At 71.6% G+C, this 17,255-nt stretch carries 18 protein-coding genes and 1 tRNA gene; 10 read left to right on the plus strand and 9 right to left on the minus strand.

Annotated elements, in window-relative coordinates:
* Positions 1–113 precede the first annotated feature (113 nt).
* Together ACTMTF_RS22155 and ACTMTF_RS22160 are read left to right on the plus strand one after the other, a co-directional pair.
* On the plus strand, positions 114–833 hold the full coding sequence (locus ACTMTF_RS22155) for a FadR/GntR family transcriptional regulator (protein ID WP_397004789.1): 720 nt from the start codon (positions 114–116) through the stop codon (positions 831–833).
* A gap of 39 nt (positions 834–872) precedes the next feature.
* Positions 873–1,727 (plus strand): DUF4429 domain-containing protein, encoded by an 855-nt coding sequence (locus ACTMTF_RS22160; protein WP_441112404.1) that lies wholly within the window; start codon positions 873–875, stop codon positions 1,725–1,727.
* A 3-nt stretch (positions 1,728–1,730) separates the two neighbouring features.
* Here ACTMTF_RS22160 and ACTMTF_RS22165 read toward each other — a convergent pair whose 3' ends face one another.
* The 4 genes from ACTMTF_RS22165 to ACTMTF_RS22180 all read right to left on the minus strand — a co-directional run bounded on the left by ACTMTF_RS22165 (position 1,731) and on the right by ACTMTF_RS22180 (position 5,294).
* Positions 1,731–3,395, minus strand: coding sequence for a catalase (locus ACTMTF_RS22165; RefSeq protein ID WP_441112405.1), 1,665 nt, complete (start codon positions 3,393–3,395; stop codon positions 1,731–1,733).
* Between the two features lie 142 nt (positions 3,396–3,537).
* Positions 3,538–3,611, minus strand: a tRNA-Lys gene (locus ACTMTF_RS22170).
* 57 nt (positions 3,612–3,668) lie between these two features.
* Entirely contained in the window at positions 3,669–4,595 is a 927-nt protein-coding gene (locus ACTMTF_RS22175; protein ID WP_441112406.1) for a nucleoside hydrolase, read from the minus strand.
* 306 nt (positions 4,596–4,901) lie between these two features.
* Positions 4,902–5,294, minus strand: coding sequence for an OsmC family protein (locus ACTMTF_RS22180; RefSeq protein ID WP_397004797.1), 393 nt, complete (start codon positions 5,292–5,294; stop codon positions 4,902–4,904).
* A 52-nt stretch (positions 5,295–5,346) separates the two neighbouring features.
* On the opposite strand from ACTMTF_RS22180, the gene ACTMTF_RS22185 reads away from it, so the two are divergent.
* On the plus strand, positions 5,347–6,060 hold the full coding sequence (locus tag ACTMTF_RS22185; protein WP_441112407.1) for a hypothetical protein: 714 nt from the start codon (positions 5,347–5,349) through the stop codon (positions 6,058–6,060).
* Positions 6,061–6,082: 22 nt separating this feature from the next.
* Here the strand turns inward: ACTMTF_RS22185 and ACTMTF_RS22190 are convergent, their stop codons facing one another.
* Positions 6,083–6,352 carry a hypothetical protein gene (locus tag ACTMTF_RS22190; RefSeq protein WP_397004801.1) on the minus strand — a complete coding sequence of 90 codons (270 nt, stop codon included), beginning with the start codon at positions 6,350–6,352 and terminating at the stop codon, positions 6,083–6,085.
* Positions 6,353–6,484: 132 nt separating this feature from the next.
* On the opposite strand from ACTMTF_RS22190, the gene ACTMTF_RS22195 reads away from it, so the two are divergent.
* Both ACTMTF_RS22195 and ACTMTF_RS22200 read left to right on the plus strand, forming a co-directional pair.
* Entirely contained in the window at positions 6,485–6,865 is a 381-nt protein-coding gene (locus tag ACTMTF_RS22195; protein ID WP_441112408.1) for a phage holin family protein, read from the plus strand.
* Between the two features lie 7 nt (positions 6,866–6,872).
* The gene (locus ACTMTF_RS22200; protein ID WP_441112409.1) at positions 6,873–8,225 is read left to right on the plus strand and encodes an aromatic amino acid ammonia-lyase; all 1,353 of its coding nucleotides are present in this window, start codon (positions 6,873–6,875) and stop codon (positions 8,223–8,225) included.
* On the opposite strand, the gene ACTMTF_RS22205 is transcribed toward ACTMTF_RS22200, so the two are convergent.
* Positions 8,222–9,217, minus strand: a complete 996-nt coding sequence (locus tag ACTMTF_RS22205) for a LacI family DNA-binding transcriptional regulator (RefSeq protein WP_441112410.1) — start codon at positions 9,215–9,217, stop codon at positions 8,222–8,224. The genes ACTMTF_RS22200 and ACTMTF_RS22205 overlap by 4 nt on opposite strands.
* Positions 9,218–9,409: 192 nt before the next feature.
* Between ACTMTF_RS22205 and ACTMTF_RS22210 the strand changes: the two genes are divergently transcribed.
* Both ACTMTF_RS22210 and ACTMTF_RS22215 read left to right on the plus strand, forming a co-directional pair.
* The gene (locus ACTMTF_RS22210) at positions 9,410–10,270 is read left to right on the plus strand and encodes an amidohydrolase family protein (RefSeq protein WP_441112411.1); all 861 of its coding nucleotides are present in this window, start codon (positions 9,410–9,412) and stop codon (positions 10,268–10,270) included.
* Complete coding sequence (locus ACTMTF_RS22215) at positions 10,267–10,827, plus strand: cysteine dioxygenase (RefSeq protein WP_441112412.1); 561 nt, start codon at positions 10,267–10,269, stop codon at positions 10,825–10,827. Before ACTMTF_RS22210 ends, ACTMTF_RS22215 begins: the two co-directional genes overlap by 4 nt.
* Here ACTMTF_RS22215 and ACTMTF_RS22220 read toward each other — a convergent pair.
* Together ACTMTF_RS22220 and ACTMTF_RS22225 are read right to left on the minus strand one after the other, a co-directional pair.
* Positions 10,799–11,479: a hypothetical protein gene (locus tag ACTMTF_RS22220; RefSeq protein ID WP_441112413.1), complete on the minus strand. Its 681-nt coding sequence runs from the start codon at positions 11,477–11,479 to the stop codon at positions 10,799–10,801. The genes ACTMTF_RS22215 and ACTMTF_RS22220 overlap by 29 nt on opposite strands.
* Complete coding sequence (locus ACTMTF_RS22225) at positions 11,480–12,655, minus strand: CynX/NimT family MFS transporter (protein WP_441112414.1); 1,176 nt, start codon at positions 12,653–12,655, stop codon at positions 11,480–11,482. It lies immediately after the preceding gene.
* A 68-nt stretch (positions 12,656–12,723) separates the two neighbouring features.
* Here ACTMTF_RS22225 and ACTMTF_RS22230 point away from each other — a divergent pair, with 68 nt between their 5' ends.
* Positions 12,724–13,704: a LacI family DNA-binding transcriptional regulator gene (locus ACTMTF_RS22230; protein ID WP_441112415.1), complete on the plus strand. Its 981-nt coding sequence runs from the start codon at positions 12,724–12,726 to the stop codon at positions 13,702–13,704.
* 16 nt (positions 13,705–13,720) lie between these two features.
* Here ACTMTF_RS22230 and ACTMTF_RS22235 read toward each other — a convergent pair whose 3' ends face one another.
* Positions 13,721–14,977 carry an MFS transporter gene (locus ACTMTF_RS22235; protein ID WP_441112416.1) on the minus strand — a complete coding sequence of 419 codons (1,257 nt, stop codon included), beginning with the start codon at positions 14,975–14,977 and terminating at the stop codon, positions 13,721–13,723.
* Positions 14,978–15,063: 86 nt separating this feature from the next.
* On the opposite strand from ACTMTF_RS22235, the gene ACTMTF_RS22240 reads away from it, so the two are divergent.
* Entirely contained in the window at positions 15,064–16,050 is a 987-nt protein-coding gene (locus tag ACTMTF_RS22240; RefSeq protein WP_441112417.1) for a DUF5937 family protein, read from the plus strand.
* Between the two features lie 149 nt (positions 16,051–16,199).
* Positions 16,200–17,153, plus strand: a complete 954-nt coding sequence (locus tag ACTMTF_RS22245) for a sugar-binding transcriptional regulator (protein ID WP_441112418.1) — start codon at positions 16,200–16,202, stop codon at positions 17,151–17,153.
* The last annotated feature ends 102 nt before the right edge of the window (positions 17,154–17,255 follow it).

The following is a 17,255-nucleotide window of genomic DNA, read 5'->3' on the forward strand; positions in this document are numbered from 1 at the left end:
ACATCCCATGTCCTATGTTGTGCGTACTGGTGGACGCTAGATGGCAAGCAGGGCTTGGGTCAACAGGAGGTTTCCGGAATGTTACGCAAAGTCCTTGGAGAAAGGGATCCTTCATGACCGCTGTCCCGCGCCCCCGGCCCCGGCCGAGCCGGGCCGTCGAGGCCCAGGAGGGCGTCAAGGAGCTCATCCTCCAGCGCGGACTGGTGGCGGGAGCCCCGCTTCCCACCGAGTCCGAGCTGATGGAGGAGCTGGGCGTCAGCCGCAACTCCATCCGGGAGGCGCTCAAGGCGTTGCAGGCCGTCGGCATCGTCGACATCCGCCACGGCTTCGGCATGTTCGTGGGCCGCATGTCACTGGCCGGCCTCGTGGACGAGCTCGCCTTCCACAGCCGCATCACCCTGCAGGACGGCCGCAACGCGCTGGCCAACCTCATCGAGATCCGCGAGATCCTGGAGATCGGCCTGGTCCAGCGCCTCATCGACCTGGGCCCCGACGCCGATCTGTCGCCCGTCGCCGACGTGATCGCCCGCATGGAGGCCGAGGCGCAGGTCGACGCCGTCTCGCCGGAGACCGACCGGCTCTTTCACGACCTGCTCTACCGGCCGCTGGACAACTCGGTCGTCAGTCAGTTGCTGGGCGCGTTCTGGGACGTCTACCACCAGCTCCGCGACCACCTCGGCGCACCCGACGAGACGCCTGACGACGTGGTCCGGCGCCACCGCGACATCTACACGGCGGTGCTGGCGGGCGACAAGGCGCAGGCGATGGCGGCCGTCTACGCCCACTTCGACGGCGTGCGCAACCGTCTGGCCCGGCTCCGGCCGCCCGCCTGACGGCGACGCCGCCCGCCGCGCTGTCCTAGGCTGGAGGGCATGGCCGAGATGGCGGTGTCCGACGGGGTGTGGACGTTCGACGGCGAGACCCTGCGGATCGTGCCGGGCAGCGGCAAGGACGTGCACGAGCTGCGTAAGACGCTCGGCGAGCTGGAGATCCCGATCGAGGCGATCGCCGGCGCCACGTTCGAGCCTTCCCGCAAGGGCGGGCACCTGCGGTTACGGCTGCGCAAGGGAGCCGATCCGCTGACCGACGCGGTCGCCGGCTCCCTCACCGCGCCCGCCGACCCCTACCGGCTGGCGATCCCCAAGGGCCGCACCGGTGCCGCCGAATACTTCGCCGACGAGATGCGTGACGTGCTGACCGTGTGGCAGACGCCGAACGCGCCGAGCGAGGAGTTCCTGCTGCCCGGCCCCGCGGTGCCGATCGTGACCACCGCGGGCGACGGCACCGTCCACTTCGACGGCGAGCGGGTGCGCCTGGAGTGGACCGCCTTCGCCAGCAGCACCAAGGACGAGGCCGGCCCGCAGGAGTTCGCGCTGGCCGACCTGGTGGGTGTGGAGTGGAAGCCGCTGATCGGCATGGGCTACGGCTCCCTGCGCTTCCGCCTCAAGGGCGAGGGCCCCGCCAAGCCGCCGCAGAAGGACCCGCGCTGCGTCTCCTGGGGCGTGCAGAAGTTCGGCGGCACGACCGCGCTCGTCGCCGCGGCCGTGGTCGCCCGCCTGCCCCGCGGCCTCGGCCTCGGCCTCGCCGAGCTGCCGCCGAGCACGCCCGGCGAGACGGAGACCGTCCTGCGCCATCTGGCGGAGCTGGGCGAGCTCCACCGCTCCGGCGTGCTCACCGACGAGGAATTCAGCACGGCCAAGCAGGCCCTGCTGCGCCGCCTGGAGTGAGGCTCACGCCCGGTCGGCGTGCGCCGCCCGCTCGTTCGGCACGCAGTGGGTCATCCGCAACCCGTGCACGTCCCGCTGCCCGTTCGCGCCCAGCTTGGCCAGCCGGTCCCGGTCCTCGTCGGTCAGATCCTGACTGGCGAGCGGCTCCAGGCCGCTGACGTCGTCGGGCGTGATGCCGATCCCCTCGCCGACGCGCAGCCCCAGCTCGTCCTCCACGAGCAGCAGATGCCAGACCATGCGCTCGGCGACCCGCCGGTCACACTGCTTGAGCATGGTGACGAAGTTGTGCACCAGGTCGTCCCGCTCCCACGGCTCCATCAGCAGATAGCGCTGGCCGGCCTGCGCGTAGTCGTTGGTCCTGGGGATCCGCTTGCGGGTGAGCCGCCCGGTGATGACCGGTCCCTCCTCGTCCACCGTCGGATACTCTCCCTCGCGCAGCCCGCCGAGCAGCGACGGCTCGTAGTTGATGTGCGGCGACTCCCCTGCCGAGTCGACGAAGTACGTCATCTGGCCATCACGCTGGTTGGTCCTGATCGCCGCGTTCTTCGCCTGGTTGACGGGAAGCTGCAGGTAGTTGGGGCCGACCCGGTAGCGCTGCGTGTCGCTGTAGGAGAAGGTCCGGCCGACCAGCATCTTGTCGTCGGAGAAGTCCAGCCCGTCGACCAGCACGCCGGTGCCGAACGAGATCTGCTCGTTCTCGGCGAAGTTGTTGCCCAGCGCCCGGTCGAGCACCATCCGCCCCACCGGCCTGGCCGGGAACTCGTTCTCCGGCCACACCTTGGTGTCGTCGAGCGGGTCGAAGTCCAGCTCGGGATGCTCCTCGTCGCTCATCATCTGCACGAGCAGCTCCCACTCGGGATACTCGCCGCGCTCGATGGCGTCGCGCAGATCCTTGGTGGCGTGCCCCAGCTCCTGCCCCTGGATCACGGCCGCGTCGGCCGCGGTCATGCTCCGCACGCCCTGCTTGGGCATCCAGTGGTACTTGACCAGAACCGTCTCGCCCTGCTGGTTGACCCACTTGTAGGTGTTCACCCCGAAGCCCTGCATGTGCCGGTAGTCGGCGGGGATCCCGCGCGGGCTGAACAGGTTGACGAGCATGTGCATGCACTCCGGCGTCTGCGACATGAAGTCGAAGATCCGGTTCGGCTCCTGCCTGAACGTGACCGGGTCCGGCTTGAGCGCGTGGATCACGTCCGGGAACTTGATCGCGTCCCTGATGAAGAAGACCGCCAGGTTGTTGCCCACCAGGTCCCAGTTGCCGTCCTCGGTGTAGAACTTGACCGCGAACCCCCGGGGGTCCCGCGCGGTCTCCGCCGAGTCCCGCCCCCCGATCACGGTGGAGAAGCGCACCGCCACCTCGGTCCGCTTGCCCGCCTCCTGGAACAACTTGGCCCGGGTGAACCGGCTGACCGGCTCGTCGCCGATCGTCCCGTACGCCTCGAAGAAGCCGTAGGCCGTCGTCCCCCTGGCGTGCACCACCCGCTCGGGGATGCGCTCACGGTCGAAGTGACTGATCTTCTCCAGGAACTGGTAGTTCTCCAGCGTCGCCGGACCTCGTGCGCCCACGGTCCGCTGGTTCTGATTGTCGTAGACCGGGTGCCCCTGCCGGTTGGTCAGCACCTCACGCGGGTCGCCAGGCCCAGACCCCTGGCCGGAAACGTCAGTCATGTCACTGTTCCTCTCCTCCGGTGTCCTGTTCCCCCGCTGCCCCCAAGCGGCTGTGCGACACCGGCAAAGACTCGCCCTCACCTCCTGAAACGACTAAAGGCACCTTCCACGAGGTGGAAGATGCCTAGTCTGTGCTCCGGAGTGCGCCGCCAGGGACTCGAACCCCGGACCCGCTGATTAAGAGTCAGCTGCTCTAACCATCTGAGCTAGCGGCGCCTGCAACACGGGTAACTGTATCAGCCGCCGCGCACTGTCCGCACACCGTCGCGGGCCTCAGTCACCGAGCCGCGCCGCCAGCCTTCCGTACGCCTCCAGCACCACGTCCCAGAACCGGGACACGTTCAGCGCGGTGGCCACCAGGGCGTTCGGCCGACGCTCGCGCAACTGGAAGTCCACCACCGTCATGCCCCTGGTGAACTCCCCGATGGTCTCCACGTTCACCACCGCGGGCACCATCGTGACCAGGGACGGGTCCAGCACGTACGCCACCGCGCAGGCGTCGTGGATGGCCGGCCCGCGGTGCTCGGTCACCTCGCCGTAGAACTGCGCGGCGGGCACCAGCAGCTCGGCCAGCCGCCCGAGGGGCCGCATCCGGTCCAGCTCGGCGGTGGTGACCATCGCGGTCAGGGTCACGTCCAGGCCGAGCATCTTCACCGTCCAGCCGGCCGCGAAGACGATCGCGGCCGCCTCGGGGTCGGCCAGGATGTTGAACTCGGCGGCGGGGTTGTGGTTGCCGCGGGTGAAGGAGCCGCCCATGATGACCAGGTCGCGGGCCCACTCCACGACGCGCGGCTCGCGCCGTACGGCCAGGGCGAGGTTGGTGAGCGGCCCGATCGCCACCAGCGTGACCTCGCCGGGCGCGGCCCGCAGGGTGTCGATGATGCAGTCCACCGCGTGCCCCTCGGCCACCGCGAGCAGCGGCGGCGGCAGGACGGCCCCGCCGAGACCGGTGTCGCCGTGGACGTCACCGGCGCGGACGGTCCGGTGCATGAGGGCGCCGGCGCTGCCAGGAGTGACCGGGACGTCGCCGAGACCGAGGAACTCCCTGAGCGCCAGCGCGTTGGCCGTGGTCAGGGAGAGGTCGACGTTGCCGCCGACGGTGGTGATGGCGACGAGGTCGAGGCCGGTGGCGCCGGCGGCGAGGGCGAGCGCCATGGCGTCGTCGATGCCCGGATCGCAATCGATGAGGACTTTGGTCACGTGACCGTACGATACGAGGCGAGTGTACGAAAAAGAGATCGGGGTCGGGCAGTCCCCCAAAATCTGCCCGACCCCGATCCCGACGGCGGTCCAGGCCATCGCTTTCCCCCAAAAGCGACAGCGGTCCCGCACTGGCAGACCGCGGTCCCCCTCCGCGTCCGCTCCGGTGTAGGTCTTACGGCCGGTCATAGTGCTTCCGACCTGCTTCGACACTACCGAGCCGTATGCAACGACCGCGTCATAACGCGGTCGAATATCCGTGCACGGAGCGCCAAGGATTGTCAGCGATTCGCCCGGTCTGAGCGGCTAGGGAATCTCCATCCGAACCTCCGTGCCCTCCGCGAGCGAGCGGCTGACCGTGCAGTACTTCTCGTGCACCCGCTCCGCCACGGCGCGGAAGACCTCGTCGGCCTCCTTGGCGGGCAGTTCGACGTCGTAGGTCACGGTCACCGGGCCCAGCCGGTTGGACTCGACCTTGTCCGCGCCCACCGTCATCGCGAGCCGGACGAGCCGGTGGCCGCGCTTGGCCGTCAACGGCTCCACGGTCACGATGTTGCACCCGCCCACGGCGGCCAGCAGCAACTCCACCGGTGTGAAGACACCGTCCTCCGCGTTGCTGCCCAGGCGCACCTCCGCGCCACGGTCGTTCGTCGCCCGAAATCCGCCGTCGTCGGTCCGCTCCACACGCACGTTAGCCATGTTTTAGACCTTACTCAGACAGCTCTCATGTTCGGCGCGCATGGTTCGATACATGGCTAGCGAGGCGAGATCCAAGGGTCCGGTTCTCTTCTGGTGCGGTGTCGCGGTCGCCGAGTTCGGCGCCGTCCAGCCCGGCTACGGCCAGGCGTGGCAGCCCGCCGCCTACGCCGGCGCGGCGCTGCTGGTCGCGCTCGGCCTGATCGTCGTCAGGTCCGCCGACCGCCTGCGGTCCGCGCGGGCCGGGCGACGCCTGCGGCTCGCCGCCTATCTGGCGGGCACGCTGCTCGTCGCGTACCACCTCAGCGCGGCCTCCCCCTCGCCGGTGACCCTCACCGCCCTGCTGGTGTACGGCGTGGCGTCGGTGATGGCGGTCTGGAGCCACGGCGGCGCCGCCGGGACCAGGGGCACGCTGCTCATCGCCACCGACCTGGACCCGGGGACGCTGCGCACCCTGCTGGCCGACCGTGCCGAGCGCGGCCAGAGCACCGTCGCGGTCTACCGCACCGAGCGGATCACCGACGAGTTGCGCGAGCTTCAGGACAGGTACGGTCTGGTGCTGGTCGTCGGTCAGGAGCACGACCCCAGGGCCAAGGAGCGGCTGAGCGCCTCCGGGCTGAGGCGCGAGGTGCCCGACATCGCCGACCGCGAGGTGGTGCTGGCCGGCCCACGCCACTTCACCAGGTACGTACGCGGCGCCCTGTCCCGGCTGGCCGTGCCCGGCACGCAGGTCAGGACGGCGAGCGTCCGGCTCAGGCAGCGGGCCTGACCGAACGGGCCTGACCGTACGGCTAGGCGTCGGGGTGCTTGCGGAGATAGTCGAGATAGACCGGCCGCAGTGCCTCGCCCAGGTCTCCCTCACCGGCGGCGATGGCGTCGCTGAGCAGCGCCGAGACGCGGCTGAGGTCGGCGGTCGTCTCCCTGCCCGTCGCGGCCTCGGCCGCCGGGATCACCTTCAGCAGGTTCCACAGGAACCCGAGATCCCCGTGGTGCACGGCGTAGCGCACGGCGCGATCGTGCAGTTCGCTCGCCGACAGCGACTCGAGACCAGTGGCGTCCATCTCGCTCCTCTCCCTCCCGACCGACCTATCCCGCGAGAGCCGTCCGAAACACGGGTCCACTCCAGGACAACGCAAAGTGATCGGCCGGCACGTAGGGTCGGAGTGCCTGTCACCGTGGGAGGATCATCCAGCGTGAGATTCATCATCAGCACCCTGGCGGCTGCTGCCGCTCTCTGGGTCGCCATCCAGCTTCTCGACGGCATCGACATCACCACGAAGGCCTACTCCCCCGAATACTGGGGGACGCTGCTGATCGTGACGTTGATCTTCGGCCTCGTCAACGCCATCGTCCGGCCCATCGTCAAAGCCCTGGGCTGTGCGCTCATCGTGCTCACCCTGGGGCTGTTCCTGCTGGTCATCAACGCGGGCATGCTGCTGCTGACCAGCTGGATCTCCGGGCAGTTCGACATCCCGTTCCACGTCGACGACTTCTGGCCCAGCGCCGTCCTGGGCGCGATCATCATCAGCGTGGTCAGCTGGCTGCTCAGCCTGTTCATCCCCGACGGCGACTGACACCCCTGTGGACATCGGCGGCGCCGGGCTGACCTGCTCACGGGTGCACGCGGTCGCCCACGGCCAGGCCCGGGTCACGATCTCCGGCACGGACCGGGCCCGCGCCGCGTGGGCCGCCGCCCAGCGGCTCACCGGTGTCGTGTACGGGCGCGGCACCGGAGTGGGCGCCAACAAGGGCGTCCCGGTCGAGCAGGGCGGGCGGGCCCTGCTGCGCAGCCACGCGTGCGGCGCCGGGCCGCTGGTCGCGCCCGAACGGGCCAGGGCGATGCTGGTCGTGCGGCTCAACCAGCTCCTGGTGGGCGGCTCGGGCGTCGACCCCGGCGTGCTGCCGGTGCTGGCGCAGGCCATCAACGACGGCTTCACCCCGCCGGTGCGCACCTACGGCGCCATCGGCACCGGCGACCTGACCGCCCTGGCCACCACCGGCCTGTGCCTGCTCGGCGAGCTCGACTGGCAACATCACCCCACCACCGGCACTTCCTCGCCCGTCCCTGCTCACGGCACCACTTCCCCTCCCCGATACGCGCTGGGGGACGGCGATGCGCTGCCGTTCATCAGCTCGGGCGCCGCCACGCTGGGCGACGCGGCGCTCGCCTGCCACCGGCTGCGCCTGCTGCTCGAAGCGGCCGTCGACGGGGCCGCGCGCTCCTTCACCGCCGTGGACGCCTCGGCCGAGCCGCTGGCGGCCGCCGTGCAGGAGGCGCGCCCCCATCCCGGGCAGGCGGTCGTGGCCGCCCGGCTGCGCGCCCTGCTCCCCCAGGGCCCGAGCCCCCGCGTCCAGGACCCGTACGGCTACCGCGCCTTCGCCCAGGTGCACGGCGCGGCCATGGACGCGCTGGACCGCGCCGAGACGGTGATCGAGACGGACCTCAACTCGGCGTCGGAGAACCCGCTCATCGCCGGCTCGCTCGCCTGGCACAACGGCAACTTCCACGCCGCCCCCGTGGCCCTGACCCTGGACACGCTGCGCGCCGCGCTCGTCCAGGTGGCGCAGCTCAGCACGGCCCGCCTGGCGACGCTGATGAACCCCGAGTTCACCGGCCTGCTGCCGTTCCTCGCCGACCGGCCCGGCGGCTCGGGGGCGCTCATCCTGGAGTACGTGGCCCAGGACGCCCTGGCGGAGCTGCGCCACCTCGCCACCCCGGTCACCACGGGCACGGCGGTCATCTCCCTGGGCGCGGAAGATCACGCGGGCTTCGCCACCCAGGCGGCCCGCCACGCCCTGCGCTGCGTGGAGCCGCTGGAGATCGTCCTGGCCTGCGAACACACCGCCGCCGCCCGCGCCCTGCACGGCCCGAAACCAGACACCCCCCTCACCACCGACCTGGAAACAGCCCGCCAGGCCCTGCACGGCCGCTAAAGGCCTGTCAGGTCGGCGACGGAGCTTCGTTGGCGGAGGGTGGGCTGCTGGACGACCCGGCGGCGGCGGGCGCCTCCGTCGGCGGCGGCGGCCATCAGGCGGACGGCCGCCCGGACGATGCCGTCGATGTTCCAGTCGACGGTGGACAGGCCCGGTGTGAGAAGGCCGGACATGGGGTGGGCGTCGTAGCCCATGACCGAGATGTCGCCGGGGATGGACAGCCCCAGCTCGCCGGCGGCGGCGTAGACGCCGTAGGCGATCGAGTCGGCGAAGCAGAAGACGGCGCTCGGCCGGTCCTCGGCGAGCAGGTCGTGGGCCGCCTGGGTGGCGGCGGCCAGGCCGTGCTGGGCGGTGGCGACCCGGAGGTCCAGGCCGAGCCGCTCGCCCTCGGCCGTGACGTGCACGTCGGCCGGGCGGTCGGGAGTGCTGGCGCGGGTGGAGGTGAGGACGCCGATGCGGCGGTGGCCGAGCGCCCGCAGGTGCTCCAGGGCGAGGGTGACGCCGCGCCGGTTGTCGAAGATGACCTCACCGGCGGTGCCGGCCAGGGAGTCGCCGATCGCGACCACCGGCAGCGACTCGCACAGCTGTGCCCAGAAGGGCGCGGCGGGGTCGATCGGCTGCACGATCATGCCGTCGACGCGCTGGTCGCGGAGCTGCTGGGCGAGGGCCTGCTCGCGGGCGGGGTCGCCGACGGCGTCGAGGATGAGCGCGTAGCGGTCCTTCTCCCGCAGGCCACGGCTGATGCCGACGGCGAGCGACTGCTGCCAGAGGTCCTCCAGCGAGCCGCAGAGCAGGCCGATCATGCCGGTGCGGCCGCTGGCCAGGGCCCTGGCGATGGGGTCGGCTTCGTAACCCAGCTCGGCGGCCGCCGCGCGGACCCGCTCCATCGTCTCCTCGGAGACCTGCAGACCACGCAGCGCGTAGGAGACGGCGGCCGGTGACAGGCCGGTCGCCTGGGCCACTTCCCGGATCGTCGCTCTCTTGCGAGCCATTCCGCAACCTTATTCGCTGACACCGACAGCCAGGGCGGGTGAAGTGCGAGGACGGCCACTTGATGCACGACGTTGACAATCCTCCTTGTGAAGCGCTTCACTGAACCGTATCAGTGAACCGGTTCACCCGACCGATTCCGGGACCGAAGGGTTTACCTATAAAGTAGGTAGGAAATAGGGGAAGGCGTGATCATGAGCATCGACGTGCACCAGCACCTGTGGACCGACGCGTTCGTCGACGCCCTGCGCCGCCGCACCTCCCCGCCCCGCCTCGACGGCTGGACGCTGCTCCTCGACGGCGAACCTCCCTACCAGGTCGACCCCGCGGCCCACGAGCACCGCGACACCACGGGCCTGGAGCTGGCGCTGGTCTCCCTCTCCAGCCCGCTCGGCATCGAGTCGCTGCCGCCCGGCGAGGCCTGGCCGCTGATCGACGCCTACCACGACGGCGCGCTGGCGCTGCCCGAGCCGTTCGGCGCCTGGGCCGCCACCTGCCACAGCGAGCCCGATCCCGAACGGCTCGCCAAGGACCTGGACCGGGGCTTCGCCGGGCTGCAGCAACCCGCGACGGCGGCGTTCGACGACCGGCTGCTGGAGGTGCTCACCGACCGGGACCTGCCGCTGTTCGTGCATCCCGGCCCGTGCGCCACGCCCCCGGGCGCGCCGCCCTGGTGGCCTGCCGTGGTCCCGTACGTCCAGCAGTTGCACCAGGCGTGGCACCACTTCCACGTCGCCGTCAGGCCCAGGCACCCGCGACTGCGCGTCTGCTTCGCCCTGCTGGCCGGCCTGGCCCCGCTGCACTCCGAGCGGCTCATGTCCAGAGGCGGCGGCGGCCGGGGCGAGGTCGATCCCGGCTGCTACGTGGAGACCTCCTCCTACGGCCCCCGGGCGATCGACGCCATCGTCCGCGAGCTCGGCGTCGACGTAGTCGTCAACGGCTCCGACGCCCCTTATGCCACCGCCCCCGACCCCGGCCTCGGCCAGGCCGCCGCCCATGCCATCCGCGTCACCAACCCACGTCGCCTACTCGGCAGGAAGGAGACTCGTCCGTGAACGAGCAGCACGGCAGCCAGGATGGGAGCCCCGCACTCCCCGAACGCACGCTCGACCGGCGTGAGCTGCGCGCGCTGGTGAACCGTCTGGCGGCCGACCCCGCCCGATGGCAGGACCAGGTGAACTTCCCCGCGGACGGGGGCAGGCACTACGCCTCCCTCCACCGGGACGCCTACATCGACGTGTGGCTGCTGTGCTGGCGGCCCGAGGACGACACCGGCTGGCACGACCACGACCTGTCCTCCGGCGCGGTGCACGTCGTCAGCGGGGCACTGCTGGAGTGCAACCCGCGCATCGGCGGCGAGCACCTGGAGACCGTGGTCAGCGAGGGACAGTCGTTCTCCTTCGGCCCCGACCACATCCACCGGCTCACCGGCGCGGTGGAGCACAGCGTCTCCATCCACGCCTACTCACCGCCGCTGTGGCGGCTCGGCCAGTACTCCATCGACAACACCGGCGTCATGCGCCGCGTCTCGGTGAGCTACGCCGACGAGCTGAGGCCCATGGACAACGCCGCCACGGCGACGCTCACGGAGTCGGGGAGCGCCGTGGCCTGAGCACGCAGCAGCTTCCGCAGGCCTCCGCGTCCGGCAGGGTGACCCACAGGCAGCAGGTCCTGCGGAAGTAGGCGTCGTCGGCGGGCTCGACCAGCCCGTCGACGGGCTTGCCGACCTGCTGGAGCAGCGCCATGTAGTCGCCCGGCATGATCTGGGTCAGGGGGTGCGCGAACGCCTCGGCGGTCGAGCCCCACAGGGTCCGCTCCCCCACCTTGGCCATCCCGCTAAGCACCTTGATCAGAGGCGCCTGCGCCTCGGCGAGCACGTCCCCGATCGCCTTCGTGCCGGAGGCCCACGTGACGTCCGTGGCCGCGATCGTCACCCCGGCCTCCGACTGCTTGAACCAGGTGTCGGCCAGCCGCATGACCGGGATGCGCCCGTCCAGCGCCCAGCCGAGCGCCAGCGGCATCGTGTGCCAGTAGGAGAAGGTCTTCCACAGCAGCGCCGCGCCGACGTGCCGTGGCGCGTTCCAGCGGGTGGCGGTCACGTCCACCAGCTCTCCGAGCAGTGTGTACGGCTCCCGCACGAGCTCCGAGACGGGTGTCCAGCTGTCGTCCGGGTCGATGACCAGCTTCGGCTCGACACCGAGGACACCACCGCGCTCGGCGGCCAAACGCTCGAGCAGCTCGGTCAGCACGCCGCGTTCCTCCATCTACAGGTAAGGCTTACCTAAGGTAGCAGGGCGCCCGGCGAACCAGCCAGCGACCGTCTGCACCCCCACCACGACCACCCCGAACGCCAGCGGCGCCCACCATCCGCCGGATACCTCCCGCAGCAGCCCGAACAGCACCGGCCCCAGCGCGGCGAGCAGATAACCCACCGACTGGGCCATCGCGGACAGCGCCGTGACCAGCCCCGGATTCGCCGGGCGCAGCGCGATGATCAGCAACGCCAGCGCGAACGAGGCCCCCTGCCCGACCCCCAGCACGATCATCCACAGCCACGGCAGCGTGGCCGGAGCCAGCAGCACGCCCAGGTAGCCCGCGGCGGTCAGCACCGACGAGAGGTACACGTACGACACCTGCGAGCGTCGCCGGCCCGCCAGGATCGGCACCACGAGCGTGGCGCCCACCTGGACGACGGTGGTCACGCTCAGCAGATAGCCGGCCTGGTCGGCCGGGATGCCCGCCTCCAGGAAGATCGTCGGCAGCCAGGCGAGCATGACGTAGAAGGTGAACGACTGAAGGCCCATGAACGCGGTCACGTACCAGGTCACCCTGCTGCGCAGCAGCAGGCCGAACGCGCTGGGCCCGTCGCGCGGCGGGCTGGTGTGCCGGCGGAACGCCTGCGGCAGCCAGAGCAGCGCGGCGGCCAGCGCGGGCGCGGCCAGCAGCGCCGAGACGCCCCGCCAGTCGAGCCCGGTGAGCCGCTCCATCGGGATGAGCGCGCCCGACGCGATGGCGGCCCCGCCCACGATGGCTGAGACGTAGACGCCGGTCATCAGGTTCACCCGGGCCGGGAAGTGCTGCTTGACCACGCCGGGCATGATGACGTTCATCACCGCGATGGCCGTGGCCGCGACGGCGGCGCCCGCGTACAGCATGAGCGGCCCGTCCAGGCTGCGCAGTGCGATGCCGGCGGCGAGAACGAGCAGCCCGAGCAGCAGGGTGCGGTCCAGCCCGATCCGCCTGGCCAGGAGCGGGGCGAGCGGACCGAACACCCCCAGGCAGACGATCATGACGGTGGTGATGGCGCCGCCGGCCCCGGGCGTGAGACCGACGTCTCTCATGATCTCGTCGAGCAGCGGCGAGAGGCCCGCGATCGCCGGGCGCAGGTTGAGGGCGGCCAGCACGAAACCGGCCATGAGCAGTGCGGATCTCCACGCCATAGCGACTTACTCTGGCACAGGCCCTTGACAACGTTGTCTGCGGTGGGCGGGTAAGGAAGGATCCAGGAGTGAGACCGACGATGAAGGACGTCGCCTCGGCGGCGGGCGTGGCGCTCAAGACGGTGTCCCGGGTGGTGAACGGCGAGCCGGGCGTCCACCCCGGCACCGCCGAACGCGTGCGCGAGGCCATCCAACTGCTCGGCTACAGCCGCAACGAGAGTGCCAGCGTGCTGCGCAGAGGCCGTACCGCGACCGTCGGACTGGTCATCGAGGACTCCGCCGACCCGTTCTACGCCGTGCTGAGCCGCGCGGTCGAGGACATCACCACCGGGTACGGCTGCCTGCTGCTGAGCGGCTCGTCCAGCGAGGATCCCGCCCGGGAGCGTGAGCTGGTGGGGGCCTTCTGCGCCCGGCGGGTGGGCGGGCTGATCGTGGTGCCGGCCGGCGCCGACCACTCCTACCTGCGGCCCGAGCTCGAAGCCGGCACGCCGGCGGTGTTCGTGGACCGGCCGCCGGGGCCCGGCCTGGACGTCGACACCGTGCTCACCGACAACGCCGGCGGGGCGGGCATGGCGGCCCGCCACCTGCTCGCGCACGGGCACACCCGGATCGCCTTCCTCGGCGACGAGCCGTCCATCTTCACCGCCGCCCGGCGGCTGCACGGCTTCCGCACCGCCATGGGGCACCTGTTCGACGAGCGCCTCGTCGCCATGCGGACGCCGTCGCCGGCGGGCGTACGCGCCGACGTCGAGCGCATGCTGGCCCTCGACGCGCCGCCCACCGCGCTGTTCACCGGCAACGGCAGGCTCACGGTCACCGTGCTGCGGGCGCTGGCAGGCCGGCTGCCGGCGCTGGTCGGGTTCGACGACTTCGAGCTGGCGGACCTGCTCGTGCCCGGCGTGACGGTGGTGGCCCAGGATCCGGCGGAGATGGGCCGGGTGGCGGCCGAGCTGCTGTTCCGCCGCATGCACGGTGACACGGGACCGTCGGAGCATCCGCTGCTCCCGGTGCGCCTGATCACCCGGGGCTCGGGCGAACTTCCGGTTTGAGGGGCCACTGGGAGAGCTATCCGGCCGAGGGGACGTTGGAAGCCGGGGCAGGGGTCGGCAGGGCTTCGGGGCGCAGGGCTCTGGACAGGGCGAGCGCCATCAGGACGGCCGCGCCACCCGCGGCGACGATCGCGAGCCGCGGGGAGAACAGCTCGCCGAGCACGCCCACCAGCGCCGCCCCGATGGCCTGCCCGGTCATCAGGCCGGTGGACAGCAGGCCGAACGCCTGCCCGCGCACCTCCTCCGGCACCGCGTCCACGAAGCGCCGCTGCAGGCCGAGTTGGTAGGCCAGCCCCGCCGCCGCCGTGGCCGCGAGCACCGCGGCCCAGCCGACACCGGGCGCGGCCAGGAAGCCCAGCCACGGGATCCCGAGCAGCGCCGCCAGCGGCAGCGACAGCCGTTCGCGCAGCGCCGGGGCCGCGAACCTGCCGACGGCGAACTCACCGACCGCCATCCCGCACGCGGCCGCCGCGAGCACGACCCCCGCCTGCCCCTGACCGCCCAGGTAGGGCACGATCATCGCCTCCGCTCCGGCCAGGCACAGCGGCGGCAGCCAGGAGGCGAGCAGCAGCCCGCGCACCCGCCGATCGGCCAGCAACAGCCGATTGACCCGCAACGTGGCCCGCACCGCCCCTTCCCCGCCCACCTCGCTCGTACGGGACCCGCTCACTCTTCCCTGGCGGGCAGGCCGGTACGGGAGGCCGTACCGGAGGAGGATCGCCCCGAACGCCGACAGCCCCGCGGTCACCGCGAGGGCGCCGTGCGGGCCGGCGACGGCCAGGAAGGCGCCGCCGACGGCCAGGCCGGCGACCTGTGCGCCGGCCGAGGTGACGCCCAGGAGCGAGCGGCCCAGCACGAACGCGTCCCCCGGCAGCACGTCGGGCAGCAGCGCGCTGCGCGCGGCGCCGAACACCGGCGAGAACAGCCCGGTGACCAGCACCAGCGCCAGCATCGCCCAGACCGGCAGCCCGGCGAAGGCGAGCAGCAGGCACACCACCATCCTGACCAGCTCGCCCACGATCATGACGGCCCGGGGCGGCAGCCGGTCGGCCAGCGACAGCAGGAACATCCCGCCGGCGATGTAGGGCAGCCAGCCGGCCATGTAGGCGGCGGCCGACAGTCCGGGTGACCCCGTCTGGGCGTACACCAGCACCGACAGCGCCAGCATCTTGATGGAGTCGCCGGAGACGAGCAGCGCGAAGCTACCGAACAGCACCCGGAACTCCCGGACGGCGAACACCTCACCGTAGGTGGCGCCGCGCTCTGTGGACACGATTCTCCTCACGTCGGTGGAAGGGACGCATCCGATGCTGCGGGCGGCAGGTGCCGCCGGGCGAAGCTTTCGGATATAACCGAAAGGTGGTGTTCAGGATCGAGGTCACCCCGCAGGACGTGGCGGCCAGCAGGTTCGCCATCTCCCCGCTGATCGAGACCATGCACGCGCAGTGGGTACTGGAGGGCCGGACCGCGGCCGGCGTGCACCGGCGGTGGGTGGAGCGCCGGCGCGGGCCGTACGAAGAGCTGGCGCGCAGGCACCCCGCGCTGCGCGCGACCGCGGTGATCTCCGGCAACATGGGCAGCGCGAACGTGGACTTCATCGCGCCTCCGCCGTCGGGGACGAGCGTGCCGTTCGAGGTGGAGCTGGCCGCGATGCGCGCGACCCCGCTCGCCGTGGCGCACCGGGAGATCTCGGCGGTGCTGGCGGCCAGGCCTCCCGTGCCCACCGAGGTCAGGGAGCTGCTGTTCGGGCCGGACGTGGTGCGGCTGATCGCCGACGCCTTCGAAGCGCTCTGGACGCGGATCCTCGCCGAGAGCTGGCCGCGTTTCCACGCGATCCTGGAGCGCGACGTGGTGCAGCGTGCCGGGCGGCTGGTCACCGCCGGTTGGGGAGCGGCGCTCGACGATCTCAGCTCGCAGGTCCGCTGGCATGAGGACGGGCACATCGCGATCATGATGGGCCAGCGTGACGAGAGGCACCGCCTCGGCGGCAAAGGGCTGCTCTTCCTGCCGTCGGTGTTCACCGCCAGTGTCGGCGCCTACCTGGAGGAGGCGTGGCCGTACGCGCTGCTCTATCCGGCGCGCGGCATCGCCGCGGAGCCGCCGGGGGCCGGCGCGGGGCTGGCCACGCTCCTCGGGCGCTCGCGCGCCCGCGTCCTCACCGAGCTGGCCACCCCCGCCACCACCACGCACCTGGCCGCGCTGCTCGGCCAGAGCCTCGGCGGCACCGGCGGCCACGTGGCGGCGCTGCGCGGCGCGGGCCTGATCAGCGGCACCCGCACCGGACGTAGCGTGCTGTACGCGCGCACCCCGCTGGGCGACGCCCTGGTGGCCGGCTCCCTCGCGTGACCGACCGGCGGACGAGGATGCGGCGAGGATGCGGCCAGGGTCGGCGGCAAGGACGATGTACGAAATCGCTACCCTTCACTCGGAGAGCACGAAGGTATAGTCGTTGCGCATCCGTTCAGCACAATCGTTCATAGCCAGGGAGCGCGCGCATGAATGCCGCTGACATCACCCAGGAAGCCCGCTTCCCCCAGGAGCTGATGTACGCGGCGGCGTCGCAGTACTACCTCCAGGACGCCACCCAGGCCGACATCGCCCAACGGCTCGGCGTGAGCAGGGCGACCGTGAGCAGGCTGCTGACCGAGGCTCGCAGGCAGGGCATCGTCGAGATCCGGGTGCACCGGCCCGCCGCGCTGGCCGAGGGCCCGCTGGCCGGCGAGGTCGCCGAGGCCCTGTCGCTGAAGCGTGTCTACCTGGTGCCCAAGGTCAGCGGCCCGGCGCTGGGCCCGCTGCTCGCCCCGGGCCTGGCCAAGGCGCTGGCCGGGGCGGGGCTGGAGTCGGGCGACGTGGTGCTGGTGTCGTCGGGCAGCACGGTGTACGAGTGCGCGCGCGAGGGGCTCGGCCACTTCCCCGGCGTGACGATCGCCCCGGCCGTGGGCGGCCAGCAGGATCCGCAGCCCTGGTTCCAGACCAACGAGGCCACCCGGCTGCTGGCCGAGCGGCTCGGCGGCGTGCCCAGCTACCTCTACGCGCCTGCGCTGCCGGGGCCCGAGCTGTTCTACTCGCTGCAGCACGAGCCGTCGGTGCGCCGGGTGATGGACCTGTGGGCGCAGGCCAAGTGCGCGATCGTGGGCGTCGGCTCGCCGCCGCTGATGCGGCAGGTGGTGCCCGCGTTCGTGCCGCGCGACGCGCCGAGCCTGCGCCAGGCCGTGGGCGACGTGTGCTCCCGCTTCTACGACCGCGACGGTGAGCCGGTGGGCTATCCGGGCAGCGAGCGCCTGGTCGCGACCGGGCTGGAGGAGCTGCGGCGGATCCCGTGCTCGATCGCCGTGGCGGTCGGGGCGGAGAAGGTCCTGTCGATCATCGCCGGGGCCAAGGGCGGCTACTTCAACCATCTGGTCACCGACGCGCTGACGGCCGAGAGCCTCCTCGTGGCGGCCCGCTGAGCAACCCCCTTCGGGTTAACTCGGGACCATCTCCATGCCAACAGTGTGAACATCCGTGCTGGACAAATGTTCCGCCATCGCGCTAGCGTGAAGTGCATCACA

It is taken from the genome of Nonomuraea sp. ZG12, assembly GCF_052068115.1.
Classification (GTDB): Bacteria; Actinomycetota; Actinomycetes; order Streptosporangiales; family Streptosporangiaceae; genus Nonomuraea.

Coding starts and splice junctions, on each gene's coding strand:
- ACTMTF_RS22160 (WP_441112404.1), top strand. CDS start 873: ATGGCCGAGATGGCGGTGTCCGACGGGGTGTGGACGTTCGACGGCGAG.
- ACTMTF_RS22165 (WP_441112405.1), bottom strand. CDS start 3,395: ATGACTGACGTTTCCGGCCAGGGGTCTGGGCCTGGCGACCCGCGTGAG.
- ACTMTF_RS22155 (WP_397004789.1), top strand. CDS start 114: ATGACCGCTGTCCCGCGCCCCCGGCCCCGGCCGAGCCGGGCCGTCGAG.
- ACTMTF_RS22225 (WP_441112414.1), bottom strand. CDS start 12,655: ATGGCGTGGAGATCCGCACTGCTCATGGCCGGTTTCGTGCTGGCCGCC.
- ACTMTF_RS22220 (WP_441112413.1), bottom strand. CDS start 11,479: ATGGAGGAACGCGGCGTGCTGACCGAGCTGCTCGAGCGTTTGGCCGCC.
- ACTMTF_RS22205 (WP_441112410.1), bottom strand. CDS start 9,217: ATGGCTCGCAAGAGAGCGACGATCCGGGAAGTGGCCCAGGCGACCGGC.
- ACTMTF_RS22180 (WP_397004797.1), bottom strand. CDS start 5,294: ATGGCTAACGTGCGTGTGGAGCGGACCGACGACGGCGGATTTCGGGCG.
- ACTMTF_RS22185 (WP_441112407.1), top strand. CDS start 5,347: ATGGCTAGCGAGGCGAGATCCAAGGGTCCGGTTCTCTTCTGGTGCGGT.
- ACTMTF_RS22245 (WP_441112418.1), top strand. CDS start 16,200: ATGAATGCCGCTGACATCACCCAGGAAGCCCGCTTCCCCCAGGAGCTG.
- ACTMTF_RS22210 (WP_441112411.1), top strand. CDS start 9,410: ATGAGCATCGACGTGCACCAGCACCTGTGGACCGACGCGTTCGTCGAC.
- ACTMTF_RS22190 (WP_397004801.1), bottom strand. CDS start 6,352: ATGGACGCCACTGGTCTCGAGTCGCTGTCGGCGAGCGAACTGCACGAT.